Annotated in this window: 13 protein-coding genes; 9 read left to right on the top strand and 4 right to left on the bottom strand. The window is 53.8% G+C overall.

Annotated elements, in window-relative coordinates; genetic code table 11:
* The first annotated feature begins 16 nt into the window (after positions 1-16).
* The 4 genes from purM to ACT6RZ_RS00400 are packed head-to-tail and all read left to right on the top strand — an operon-like array spanning position 17 to position 4,188.
* Positions 17-1,063, top strand: coding sequence for a phosphoribosylformylglycinamidine cyclo-ligase (gene purM, locus ACT6RZ_RS00415; protein WP_444700217.1), 1,047 nt, complete (start codon positions 17-19; stop codon positions 1,061-1,063).
* Positions 1,063-1,761, top strand: a complete 699-nt coding sequence (locus tag ACT6RZ_RS00410; RefSeq protein WP_444700216.1) for a DUF3108 domain-containing protein — start codon at positions 1,063-1,065, stop codon at positions 1,759-1,761. Before purM ends, ACT6RZ_RS00410 begins: the two co-directional genes overlap by 1 nt.
* 27 nt (positions 1,762-1,788) lie before the next feature.
* Complete coding sequence (locus tag ACT6RZ_RS00405) at positions 1,789-2,853, top strand: DUF3108 domain-containing protein (RefSeq protein ID WP_444700215.1); 1,065 nt, start codon at positions 1,789-1,791, stop codon at positions 2,851-2,853.
* Between the two features lie 30 nt (positions 2,854-2,883).
* A complete protein-coding gene (locus ACT6RZ_RS00400; protein ID WP_444700214.1) occupies positions 2,884-4,188 on the top strand; it encodes an RsmB/NOP family class I SAM-dependent RNA methyltransferase in 1,305 nt (434 codons plus the stop codon).
* Between the two features lie 28 nt (positions 4,189-4,216).
* Here the strand turns inward: ACT6RZ_RS00400 and ACT6RZ_RS00395 are convergent, their stop codons facing one another.
* Both ACT6RZ_RS00395 and ACT6RZ_RS00390 read right to left on the bottom strand, forming a co-directional pair.
* Positions 4,217-4,585: a helix-turn-helix domain-containing protein gene (locus ACT6RZ_RS00395; protein WP_444700213.1), complete on the bottom strand. Its 369-nt coding sequence runs from the start codon at positions 4,583-4,585 to the stop codon at positions 4,217-4,219.
* A 2-nt stretch (positions 4,586-4,587) separates the two neighbouring features.
* Positions 4,588-4,890: a type II toxin-antitoxin system HigB family toxin gene (locus ACT6RZ_RS00390; protein ID WP_444700212.1), complete on the bottom strand. Its 303-nt coding sequence runs from the start codon at positions 4,888-4,890 to the stop codon at positions 4,588-4,590.
* Between the two features lie 95 nt (positions 4,891-4,985).
* Between ACT6RZ_RS00390 and ACT6RZ_RS00385 the strand changes: the two genes are divergently transcribed.
* The gene (locus ACT6RZ_RS00385) at positions 4,986-6,230 is read left to right on the top strand and encodes a dicarboxylate/amino acid:cation symporter (RefSeq protein WP_444700211.1); all 1,245 of its coding nucleotides are present in this window, start codon (positions 4,986-4,988) and stop codon (positions 6,228-6,230) included.
* A gap of 10 nt (positions 6,231-6,240) precedes the next feature.
* The gene (locus ACT6RZ_RS00380) at positions 6,241-6,768 is read left to right on the top strand and encodes a GNAT family N-acetyltransferase (RefSeq protein WP_444700210.1); all 528 of its coding nucleotides are present in this window, start codon (positions 6,241-6,243) and stop codon (positions 6,766-6,768) included.
* Between the two features lie 149 nt (positions 6,769-6,917).
* Here the strand turns inward: ACT6RZ_RS00380 and ACT6RZ_RS00375 are convergent, their stop codons facing one another.
* Positions 6,918-7,928: an NAD(P)/FAD-dependent oxidoreductase gene (locus ACT6RZ_RS00375; protein WP_444700209.1), complete on the bottom strand. Its 1,011-nt coding sequence runs from the start codon at positions 7,926-7,928 to the stop codon at positions 6,918-6,920.
* A gap of 113 nt (positions 7,929-8,041) precedes the next feature.
* The gene (locus tag ACT6RZ_RS00370) at positions 8,042-10,018 is read right to left on the bottom strand and encodes a cation:proton antiporter (protein WP_444700208.1); all 1,977 of its coding nucleotides are present in this window, start codon (positions 10,016-10,018) and stop codon (positions 8,042-8,044) included.
* A 220-nt stretch (positions 10,019-10,238) separates the two neighbouring features.
* On the opposite strand from ACT6RZ_RS00370, the gene ACT6RZ_RS00365 reads away from it, so the two are divergent.
* From ACT6RZ_RS00365 to lptA, 3 genes are read left to right on the top strand one after another with little or no spacing between them, the layout of a single operon-like run.
* Positions 10,239-11,240, top strand: coding sequence for a KpsF/GutQ family sugar-phosphate isomerase (locus ACT6RZ_RS00365; RefSeq protein ID WP_444700207.1), 1,002 nt, complete (start codon positions 10,239-10,241; stop codon positions 11,238-11,240).
* A 21-nt stretch (positions 11,241-11,261) separates the two neighbouring features.
* The gene (gene lptC / locus ACT6RZ_RS00360) at positions 11,262-11,924 is read left to right on the top strand and encodes an LPS export ABC transporter periplasmic protein LptC (RefSeq protein ID WP_444700206.1); all 663 of its coding nucleotides are present in this window, start codon (positions 11,262-11,264) and stop codon (positions 11,922-11,924) included.
* A gap of 29 nt (positions 11,925-11,953) precedes the next feature.
* Positions 11,954-12,619 carry a lipopolysaccharide transport periplasmic protein LptA gene (lptA, locus tag ACT6RZ_RS00355; RefSeq protein ID WP_444700205.1) on the top strand — a complete coding sequence of 222 codons (666 nt, stop codon included), beginning with the start codon at positions 11,954-11,956 and terminating at the stop codon, positions 12,617-12,619.
* The last annotated feature ends 6 nt before the right edge of the window (positions 12,620-12,625 follow it).

Below are 12,625 nucleotides of genomic sequence, written 5' to 3'. Positions count from 1 at the left end.
AAGAAACGAGAGCACTTTGACGACTTCTTCTGATAAAACTTCTGTCACCTATCGCGATGCCGGTGTGGATATGGAGGCAGGTGATGCCCTGGTCGAGCAGATCAAGCCATTTGCAAAACGCACCATGCGCCCTGAGGTGATGGGTGGCATAGGCGGCTTTGGTTCATTGTTTGCCATGCCGAAAAAATTCAAGGAGCCGGTACTGGTTTCCGGCACCGATGGCGTAGGCACCAAGCTCAAGCTGGCCTTTCAGCTCAACAAGCACGATACCGTAGGCATAGACCTGGTCGCCATGAGTGTGAACGACATTCTGGTGCAAGGTGCCGAGCCGCTGTTCTTCCTGGATTATTTTGCCTGCGGCAAACTGGAAGTCGGCACTGCGGCTGCCGTGATCAAAGGTATCGCGCAAGGCTGCGAAGAATCCGGCTGTGCGCTGGTAGGCGGCGAAACCGCTGAAATGCCAGGCATGTACCCGGCCGGTGAGTATGACCTGGCAGGGTTTGCCGTCGGTTGTGTGGATAAAGCCAATATCATTGATGGCACGACTATCGCGGCCGGTGATGTGGTGCTGGGGCTGGCGTCCAGTGGCGCGCACTCCAATGGTTATTCACTGATACGCAAGCTGATTGAAACTTCGGGCATTGATATGGAATCTGACTTTCATGGCCGTAAATTTAAAGATGTGGTGATGGCACCGACCAAGCTGTACGTGAAATCCGTGCTCAAACTGCTGGAAGCACTGCCGGTCAAAGGCATGGCGCATATCACTGGCGGCGGCATCACCGAGAATATCCCGCGTGTATTGCCGGCGGGCCTGACTGCCGAAGTGCAGAAATCCAGCTGGACCTTGCCACCGTTGTTCCAGTGGTTACAGGCACAAGGCAATATCGCGCCTTTAGAAATGTACCGTACCTTTAACTGCGGCATAGGCATGGCGATCATCGTGGCTGCCGAACATGCACAGCAAGCTGAAACTCTGCTGGCTGATTCTGGCGAAACGGTTTACCGCATAGGCCAGATCCGTGCGCAACAGGCTGGCGAAGCGCCGACTGTGGTGGTGTGATGCATCCCTTACGCTTGCATAGCCTGGTGGCCCGTTGCCTGGCGGCAGCCCTGCTAGTAGCTACTAGCGGCTTGTCGGCCGCGCCCAAGCAGCTGAGTCTGAAATATGATCTGCTGCAGCAGGGCGTGACCATCGCCAGCGTGAAAGACCAGCTGACAGTCACCGGCAATAAATACCAGATAGATTCACTGGCTGAAGGCAAAGGTATTTACAAGCTCATGGGTGAGCGCACACTCTCCAGCCAGGGCGATGTAGCAGACAATAGCCTGCGCCCTGCTCACTTTGAATCGCGTCAATCCAAGCATGCAGACAAGGCCTTGATCAGCGATTTTGACTGGGGCAAAAAAGTGCTGAAAATGCAGGTTAAAGGCGAGCAGCAAAGCGAGAAACTGAGCAAAGGCACGCAAGACCTGTTGAGTGTGATGTATTGCTGGATGTGGCAACCACCCAAAGGCAAGCAGGTGAAACTGGCAGTGACTAACGGCAAAAAGCTCTCGCCGCACACCTTTGTGGTGACAGAGGAAAGCACGCCACTGCAAACCGAGGCGGGGACATTCAACGTGATCAAGCTGACCGATAGCGACGGTGAAAAAATACTTTATCTAGCCAGGGATAAAGGTTATCTGCCGGTCAAGCTGGTGGTGACGGATGATGGCAAACGCATGGAACAAGTGATCACCAGCATCACTGGTCAGTAACGGGTATTCTGCACATAGAGAAATCGCGTGACTAAGAAACAGGGCCTGCACAACTGGATACGGCAACATGTTTCCTGGTCATTGGGGTTGGCGTTGTTGATCTCCTTGCTGGTGCATGTGTTGCTGCTGCAAGAAGCCGCCTGGCAAAGCTGGTTTGCACAAGAAGAACAGCCACCCACCTTATTGAGCGCGCAGTTGCAAGCCGCGCCTAAAAAACCGGCATTAAAAGCACCTGTTAAAGCAGCCCGACCGAAAAAATCGCCTGCCGCCAGGCCTGAGCCAGTGCCAGCTGATGCTGCGTCGCAGCCAGTCGAGCAGTCGTCAGAGGCATCACCGCCCACAGACGCCAATGCAGATGCAGCAGGCGATCTTGAAGCGGCGCGCCAGGCCGAGATCGCTGCCTGGCATGAAACGGATAATGTTGTGGCAGAGCCTGAATCAGCCTTGCCGCCGTCTTATCAACGCGTGAGCACCGAGTTTGCGGTGTTTGTGAATGGCGAAAAACAGCCTGCAGGCAGTGCCAGGATAGATTATGCGCAACAGCCATCCGGGCAGTACACGCTGCATTGGATGGTTGAAGGGCGCGGCCTGTTAAAATTGCTCTACCCCAAGCTGGAGCAGCAAAGCCGGGGGGAGATAGGCCCGCATGGATTAAAGCCGCATTTTTACCGCTATGCGTTTGGTAGCAAGGCGGACAAGATATATGAAGCCGATCTGGATTGGGAAACCAACTTGATCACCCTGAAAACCGCCAAGGGTGAGCAACGTTACGACCTGCCTGACAACACGCAGGATATCCTCAGCTTTATGTATCAGTTTATGTTTGTGCCGCCATTGCAGGAAATGCAGGTCGCATTAACCAACGGCAGGCGCCTGAACACTTACCAGTACGAGTTTGAAGGCGAGGATGCCATGGTGATCGCAGACCAGACCATACAGACCGTACACATCGCCCATACCCGTGGTGAAACGGACGAAAAGATAGAATTATGGCTGGCCAGCGATTATCGCTATGTGCCGGTCAAGATCAGGAAACAGGAAAAGAACGGCATGGTGGTAGAACAGATCGCCACGCACTTAACGACTGAATAACGCAAGACGCAATCTATTTGAAAGACATTGATGAACTCCACCCTTATGCGCCAAACGGCGGCTTTATTAAACGACATGCTGCAATTCGAAAGCCCGGCCGATGGCAAACTCAGTGAGTTCTTTCGCCAGCATAGAGAGCTAGGCACCAAAGAGCGCGCCTGGATCGCCGAAACCGCCTATGGCGTGTTGCGTCGCTACCGTTACCTGCGCGAAATCAGCATCACAGAGCCTGATGAGCAGGAAGACACACGTAAACTGATCCTGGCTTATCTGATCAAGGTCGAAGGCAAAAGCATACGCGACCTCGACGACATGCTGGACGAGCGTCAGAAAGAATGGGCGGTGCAAATCAAAAGCAAAACCAGCGAAGGGTTCAGCCCCGCCATTCTGGCTGATGTACGCGACTGGTTCTGGGACAAGCTGGTAGCGCAATATGGCGAAGCCGAAGCCATGACTATCTGCCGCAGCATGTTCGAGCAAGCCAGCTTAGACCTGCGCGTAAATACCATCAAAGCGACGCGTGAAGAGGTGCTGGCACGCATGCTGGCCGAAAATACCGTTAAAGACAACGTGATAGCCACTACGCCATACTCGCCAGTGGGTATCCGTATGGGCTCGCGCCTCAATATCGGCAAACATATCCTGTTTACCGAAGGCAAGATAGAAGTGCAGGACGAAGGCAGCCAGTTGCTGAGTTACCTGGTTGCGCCCAAACGCGGACAAATGGTGGCCGACTTGTGTGCCGGTGCAGGTGGCAAAACGCTCGCACTAGGTGCACTGATGAAAAACACTGGCCGCTTGTATGCGTTCGACGTGTCTGAGAAACGCTTGAACAATCTGGGCCATCGTTTGAAGCGCAGCGGATTATCCAACCTGCAGGCACAGCTGATCAACAACGAAAATGACTTAAAACTCAAACGACTGAACGGCAAGTTCGACCGTGTGCTGGTCGATGCGCCATGTAGCGGCCTGGGCACTTTACGCCGCAACCCGGATCTGAAATGGCGGCAAACCGAACAGGATGTCGCCGAGTTGAATGTAAAACAGAGCAATATCCTGGCACGTGCTGCCAAGCTATGTAAAACCGGCGGTCGGGTCATCTATGCCACTTGCAGCCTGTTGCGCGATGAAAACGAAGCGATTGCCGAAGCGTTCCTGCAAGCGCACCCGGACTTTAAACTGATCCCTGCCAGTGAAGTACTGGCACAGCAGAATATTGCGCTGGATACGGGCGAGTATTTAAAACAACTGCCACATCTACATGGCACGGATGGGTTTTTTGCGGCGGTGTTTGAGAAGGCCAGCCCAGCAGCCGACACTGCAAAAGATTCGTAATTATTCAGTTCCCCTTCGTCCGAGTGGATCAACCTGCACTCGGACGGATCAAGCTTTCTGCTGATATGCCCAGATCCTGATGTAGTCTCCACATCATTTTGGTAGTCAATCCCCGTTTGCGGTTGAGTACTTCATACACTCGGTTGACTTGCCCTATCATGGGTACCAGGTCTTTTGCAGTCAGCCCTTCTTGCTCCATCCTGAATTTGATCGCCTCGATCGGATCTGGTGGGTCGATCTGATAATGCCTGGTTTCATAGGCTGCTATCAGGGTCAGCAACACTTCAAAGCGATCACCTTCGGGTGTATTTAATTCCGGCTCGTTGTCAAAGTACGCAGCCACCGCATGCAAAGCTTGTTGGTAGTCTTGCTCATTGTGTATCGGTTTAATGTGCATGTTTACTCCAGTTCAATAGTTTGCGAATCGATTGCATCATAGTGTTGGTGAGTACCAATAAATTTGATGTAAACCGCGCCGAAACGATAAGCGATCGCAACAATCAATCGGTAATGATTGCCCTTGATATTAAAAACAACACGTTTGTTTTTTAACACGCTGGCATGTCTATATTTGTACTTGATATCAGAGGGTTGCAGCCAGCGAGCCTGTTTGACTTCATCTACCCAGGCTTTCAAATGTTGTTCACTATCCGGGTGTTCCTGCCAAAAATCTTTAAGTATTTTGACCGAAATTATTTTCATAAGGCATCTTAAGTCCCATTTTGGGATATGTCAACATCCAGCTTTTGGGTTATTCTTGAAGCCAACGCCACTGCCCGGTTTTTAAAATCTCAGACATGACTAAACTCTCCTTGAATCTGCAAATACTGATCGCTGCGTTGCTGGGGGTGGCTGGCGGTTTGGCGGTGCATGGCGGGCCTGCTGATTCAGCGGCCGTGCAGTGGAGTCTATACGCCGCCAATCTGATAGGCACGCTGTTTATAGACCTGCTTAAAATGGTGATGATACCGCTGGTATTCTGCGCCATCGTGACTGGCATCGCCAACCTGCGCCAGCATAGCCAGATGAGTGCGGTGTGGAAGACCACCTTGCTGTTTTTTGCCACCACCACCATGATTGCGATCGTGATCGGTTTAGCTGCCACGCATATTGTGCAACCCGGGGCCGGCTTGCATCTGGATATGTTTGCCGACGCCATGCAGCAGTTTGAGTCCAAGCAATTGACCTTGCCGGAATTTTTCACCCAGTTTCTGCATGGCATTTTCATGAACCCGTTCAAGGCGCTGGCCGAGGGCAATATCATCGCCATTGTGGCGTTTGCATTAGTGCTGGGCATTGCACTGGTCATGGCGTCCGACCGTTATCCGCAACTATTGGGTCTGTTTGAAGAAGGCATGACGGTGTGCATGCAGATCATTAGCTGGATCATGCGGCTGGCGCCTTTTGGCATTGCGGCCTTGCTGTTCAAACTGGTCGCCACCCAGGATGTGAGCCTGTTTGCGACGCTGAGCAAATTTATTCTGCTGGTGATGGGCACCACCTTGCTGCATGGTCTGGTAGTGCTGCCAGCCCTGCTGTATCTGCTCACCCGCAAGCGGCCGCTATGGTTCTTGCGCAATGCGCGTGAAGCGCTGTTGACGGCGTTTGCCACCAGTTCAAGCAATGCCACCATGCCGGTAACCATGCGCTGCACCACACAGAACATGCAGGTGAAACCCGAGATCGCCGGTTTCGTCGTCCCATTAGGGGCGACAGTCAATATGGATGGTACCGCCCTCTACGAAGCCTCTGCCGCCCTGTTTGTGGCGCAACTGGCAGGCATAGATTTATCATTGGGCCAGCAGCTGGTGGTGTGCTTTACCACCATGATCGCCGCCATGGGTGCCCCTGGTATCCCCAGTGCCGGCATGGTCACCATGGTGATGGTGCTGCAAAGTGTAGGCCTGCCGGCCGAGGCGATCGCGATTTTATTGCCTATAGACCGCTTGCTGGACACAGTCAGGACCGCCGTTAATGTGGAAGGTGACATGATAGGCAGCCTGGTGGTACAACACGTGACTGAATCCCATTCTTCAAGCTAAAATCAAGCCCATGCTAGAACAACGCATCGCCCAGGTTTCAGATACTCCCGTCATTTGCGCATTGGTGAATGCAGCTTATCGCGGCGAGACCAGTCGCGCAGGCTGGACCACCGAAGCCGATCTATTGACCGGGGTACGCACCAGTGAGCGCACCATACAGGCGCTGATCGAAAGCGAACAGGCCTGTATCTTGCTCGGCGAAGAAGCGGGCGGTGTCGTGTCAGCCTGTATCTGCCTGGAGCGGCATGCCGAATCAGCAGACATCGTGCACCTGGGCATGATCGCCGTTTCGCCGCTGTTGCAAAACCGCGGTTATGGCAAAACCATGATACTCGCGGCCGAAAAACTGGCAAAAGCGCAGTGGCAGGTGCAAAAGGCGGAGATGATGGTGATCAGCCTGCGTGAGGAGCTGATCGCGTTTTATCAGCGGCTGGGCTATCAGCCGACCGGGGTGATAGTGCCGTTCCCGCACCAACCAGATATGTGGCAGGCGCAGGTTGAGAATATGCAGCTGAATATCTTGCAGAAGGTACTGTGACACCATCTTCATCGGTATTTGCTTCATCGGTATTTGTTTGGCTGATTTAAACAGACCTTTTCGCCTGCCGGCGAACAACAAGGCTAGTATCAGCCATAGAAATACCGTCTGACACTGGCCGCAAGTGCCACCACCCCGCTGTCAGCCTGTCAGGCAAGCAAATCCACTATCCTGCGCGCGCACTCCGGCGCCATGGTCACCCCATAGCGAAAATGCCCGGTATTCAGATACAGATTCTCTATCTGCGGATGCCGCCCTATCATAGGGATATTATGCGGCGTTCCCGGCCGCAGCCCGCTCCAGTGTTTGATGATAGGTTGCCCCTGCAATGCGGGCAATATGGCTTCTGCCTTGGCCTGCATTTCTTCACGCATGCTCTCGGTCACCCCCGTATCAAAGCCTACATCCTCCAGGCTGCTGCCTGCCAGCAAATGACCATCTGCGCGTTGCAGCATATAAAAACCATCCCGGTAAACGATATGCGGCAACAGGCCAGGTTGCAGCTGGTATAGCAGCATCTGCCCGCGCATGGGCTTGATATCCAGCGTGAGCGCGGTTTGTTTGAGCAGTTCGAAACTCCAGGCGCCAGAGGTGACCACGTAGCTATCCGCTTGCAGGGTTTCGCCAGCGGTGGTCTGCCAGCCATATATAGGCGACTGCCCTTCTTGCAGTGGCAGCAATTGGGTCTGCTCGCGTAGCTTGACGCCGTGTTTGATCAACCAGGCTTTCAGGGCTTGCAACAGGCGTGGATTGCGGATCTGCACCACTTCGGGGATAAGCAGGTCTTCGCCTTGCGCTTCTGCCACCAGGCCGAATCTGCTACACCATGCCAAAGCCTGTTCACGATCGAATGGTGGCTGTATCAGCATGCCACTCTGTATGCATTCGGGGTCTATGCCGGTTTCTGCGAATAGCTGGGCACTGATGGCCGGGTAAGCCCGGGCACCGGCCAGCGCCAGCTCGTTAACCACATCCTGGTAAAACCATGGCAACAGCGGAAACGCGATACCTGCCCCGGCCCAGGAGGCTTCACCCGAGGTTTGTGCGGCGATGATATTGCGTTCGACCACCGTGACCTCATGGCCTTGCTTGCGCAGTTGCATGGCGGTCAAACAACCGACGATGCCGCCGCCGACGACTAATACCGAAGTGTTTGCCATAAAGATTTTTTCAGGAAAAAACGCGTGTGTTTAACCAGTGGGTCAAACAAGCGGCTGACTAAACAGGCTGCCAACTTTACACTGTTAGCAGCCTGTTTGAAATCAGGGGTGGGTCAAGGTTTGCGGCCGGAAATCAAATAGACTTCCATGGCGATCAGGGCGGCATTACTGCCCAGCAAGACCAGCACATCACCTTCAACCAGGACGATATCGCCCCTGGGCACGACGGGTTCTGGCATATTCGGGCGGCGCAGCTGTTTGACCTCGACCGCAAAATCCTCAAACGGGATATGGTCCAGCCGCAGGCCATGCGCGTAAAAGTTTTTGTACATTTCCACTGAATGCAATTGCGGCAACGAAGCGGTAGATGCATCTGCGTCGCTGACACCACGGAAGTAACCCTTGAACATTTTGTAGCGCTCTTCGCGGAACAGGCGTATACGTTTGACCACACGGTTCAACGGCACACCCAGGGTAACCAGTGCGTGTGAGGCCAGCATCAGGCTGCCTTCGAGTATCTCGGGCACGACTTCGTGCGCACCGGCGGCGCGCAACTCATCCATCTCGCTGTCATCATGGGTACGCACGATCACCGGCAGGTTAGGATGCCGTTCTTTGATCACATCCAGCACTTTCATGGTGCCACGCGTTTCGGCATAGCTGATGATGACAGCTTTGGCACGAGCCAGTCCGGCCGCTTCCATCACCGAACGCCTGCTGGCGTCGCCATAAATCACATTCTCACCAGCTGAGGCGGCTTCCTGCACGCGGCTGGCATCCATATCCAGTGCGACATAGGGGATATTCTCTTCACGCAGGAAACGGCCCAGGTACTGGCCACTACGGCCATAGCCGCAAATAATGACGTGGTCCTGCAGCTCCTGACTGTGCTCTTGTATGGTGTCTACGCCCTTGATGCTGTTGCGGGTATAGCTTTTCACCAGATAGCGCGCAATGCGGCCGTTGTATTGAATAATAAACGGCGCCACCAGCATGGAAAGCACGGCGACGGACAACACCAGTTGCAAGGCATCGCCATCGATCAAATGCGTTTGCAAGCCCAGCGCCAGTACCACAAAAGTGAACTCACCGGCCTGGCCGAGGATGATGCCGGTACGCACACCCACACCCATTTCAAAACCATAAAACTTGGTCAGCACCGCGATCAGCCCCATTTTGAACAGCAGGTATAAGGCCAGCAACAGCACCACCAGCAGTGCATTATCCAGGATCACCCTGACATCCAGCAGCATGCCGACACTGATAAAGAACAGGCCGAGCAGGATATCGCGGAAAGGCGCGATATCTGACTCCACCTGATAGCGGTATTTGGTTTCAGAGATCAGCATGCCTGCGACGAACGCACCCAGGGCATACGATAAACCGGCAAAATTGGTGGCTGCAGACATCAGCAACGTCACCATCAGCACGTTTAATACAAACAGTTCACGTGAGCGCTGTTTGGCGACCAGTTCAAACCAGAAGTTAAGGATATTCTTGCCGAACTTGAATAGCAGGAACAACAGAACTGACGATTTCAGCAGGGTCAGCCCGAGCACATCCAGCCAGTTGTTGCTGTGCGCACCCAGTGTCTGGATCAGCACCAGGATAGGGATGACTGCCAGGTCCTGGAACAGCAGTACACCTATGCTCAGACGGCCGTGGCGGGAATTAAGGTCCACGCGTTCCATCAGGATCTTGGAAACGATGGCGGTTGAAGACATGGTCAGCGCAGCGCCTATGATAAAGGCGGTGGTCAGGCTCAGGCCGGCCATTTTGCCCAGTACCAGGCTGACCAGCAGCGTCAGGATCACTTGCCCGCCGCCCAGACCGAACAGGGTCTTGCGCATGGCATACAGCTTGGGCAGGCTGAATTCCAAGCCTATGCTGAACATCAGGAACACAATGCCGAACTCAGCCACCTGGCGACCGGTTTCCTCATCCTGTATCAGGCCCAAAGCGTGCGGGCCCAGGACTATGCCTATCATGAAGTAGGCCAGAATGGCAGGCATGCCCAATATGCGGAATAAACCGACGGCGAATACCGAACTGGTGAGCAACAAGAGTAAATGGATTAGGGAGTCAAACATGCAAAAATTCTAAAGCAATTAATTCAGACCACGCTGCGCTGCCATAAGTGAAAACACCTCGCGTGGTCTAATGATCTATGATGAAACAGGATTGTGTCAGCCTGATTATGCTGCCACAAATCTTTGTTTAATGCAAAAAATGTGCCTGATATTAAAAAATCATTAAAAAAGCTGCGTTTTGCTTTCTTGCCGGGGCGGTCACTTGCTATACTTAGCGACCATGAGTATAGCAAAATCAGGTGTCAAACTTGTTGAAAGTTCTGACATCGTGGAAAAAGCGCGCAATGTGTTATTGCACGAAGCAGATGAGATTCGCCAGCTGGCCGGACGCCTGGGCGCTGCGTTTGAGGCTGCTGTGCATATGATCGTTGATTGTCGTGGCCGCGTCGTGGTGACTGGCGTGGGCAAATCCGGCCATATCGGCGGCAAGATCGCCGCCACCTTTGCCAGCACCGGCACCCCGGCATTTTTCATGCATGCCGCTGAAGCCAGCCACGGTGACCTCGGCATGATCACGGCTGATGATGTGGTGATCGCGCTTTCCAACTCCGGCGAGAGCGATGAGATCATTAACATATTGCCGGCGATACGCCGCCTGGGTGCGCCTATTTTAAGCATCACCGGCAGCACGGACTCGACCTTATCGCGTGAATCGCAAGTGCATCTGAGTGCAGCGGTCAGCCATGAAGCCTGCCCGCTGGGCCTGGCACCTACGGCAAGTACCACCGCCGCGTTAGCCCTGGGTGACGCACTGGCTTTATGCGTGCTTGAACTGCGTGAATTCACCGCAGAAGACTTTGCCCACTCGCACCCTGGTGGCAGCCTGGGGCGGCGTTTACTGGTCAGGGTCAAAGATGTGATGCGTACCGGCGATGCCATCCCCAGCGTGAAAGAAAACGCCACGGTGCAGCAAGCCATACAGGAGATCTCCAGCAAGGGCATGGGCTTTACCGCCATTGTCGATGCAGAGCAACACCCGGTGGGCGTATTTACTGACGGTGATATACGCCGTTTATTCGTGCAAGGCCTGACCGACCATCAGGCACCTGTCACCAGCGTCATGAGTCATCAACCCAAATTGCTGGGTACGCAGCAGATGGCCGTCGAAGCAGTCAGCCTGATGGAACAACACAGGATCAACGGCTTTCTGGCGGTGAACGAACAGCAGCAATTGGCAGGCGCATTCAATATGCATGACTTGCTGAAAGCGAAAGTGGTCTAGGCTGGGCGGGGATCTATAGCGATGCTTAAATATCCGATTCTGCTACCGATAGGCCTGATGGTGTTTTTGGCGCTGCTGACCTTCTGGATCAACCAGACGGTGCAGGAAGAAGCCTCGCGCATGACTGGCGTCAGCCGGCATGCGCCAGATTACATGCTTTATAATTTTGTCAGCACGCGTACAGACGCCAGTGGCCATACCAAATATGTGCTGGCTGCCTCGCAGATGCGTCATTATCCTGACAGCGATTACACCGAGCTGGACCGGCCGCGCTTCACTCAGTTTGGCGAGAATATGCCTTACACCCAGATTTATGGGCAGCGCGGCAAGATATCCGGCAATGGCAAACTGGTGGAGTTTGTAAAGCAGGTGAAAGTGGTGCGCCAGGCCACCGCTGAAAAAGGCGAAATGCAACTGAAGACGGAACAGCTGTTTGTTGAACCGGATACGGATATCGCTTACACCGATCTGCCGGTGACCATACTCCAGCAGCCGGGTAGCGTGGTCACAGGCACCGGCATGCGCTTTGATAAAAAATCCGAAACCATGCAATTATTCAACCGGGTGCATGTACATTATGAGCGCGCGCCGGTGGCAGTGAATGCAACGCCAGCCGCCCAGCCGGGCAAAACAAAAAAACCGGCCCGCAGCAACAATAAAATCAGGCCTGACACAGGTCAATAATCAAGGATCGATGATTCTGGAGAGATGAGTTGAAAACGTACAAGCAATTATTTTATGTGACCTGCCTGCTACTGGGTACGCTGCTGCATTGGTCAAACACCGTCAGGGCCGAAGAGTCTGACCGTGAGCAACCGATAGAGCTGGAAGCCGACACCGTGAGTGTCAACGATGCCAAAAAGATCAGCACCTACACCGGCAACGTCATCCTCAACCAGGGCACGCTGCAGATCAAGGCAGACAAGATGATAGTGCGCGAAGACCAAGATGGTTTTCAGCATAGCACCTGTATCGGCAGCCCGGCGACGCCGACCACCTTCAAGCAAAAGCGCACTGGTAAAAACGAGTGGATGCAAGGCAGTGGCCAGCGCATTGAATACAACGGCCGCATGGATAAAGTGCAACTGTATACCAATGCCTGGGTCAAACGTGGCGAAGACATCGTCACTGGTGATTACATCAGCTATGACGCCAATGCGGAATATGCGGAAGTCATCGGTGGCACCAAAGCCAACCCTAACGGCACTGCCAACAGCCGGGTCAAGGCGATCATTCAGCCCAAGAACAAAACCACGCCACCGGTGATAGATAACAAGGCCAATGCACAGCAAGGGCTGCGCATGAACCGCTCGTTACAGCTCAGGGCTGAACCGGCAGCCAGCGGCACCGCAAACGAACCCAAGAAAGAACCACAGTAAAGACTG

The sequence above is a fragment of the Methylophilus sp. genome, assembly GCF_052437885.1.
Taxonomy (GTDB): domain Bacteria; phylum Pseudomonadota; class Gammaproteobacteria; order Burkholderiales; family Methylophilaceae; genus Methylophilus.
The sequence above is the reverse complement of the archived record's forward strand: the minus strand, read 5'-3'. Positions and strand labels throughout refer to the sequence as shown.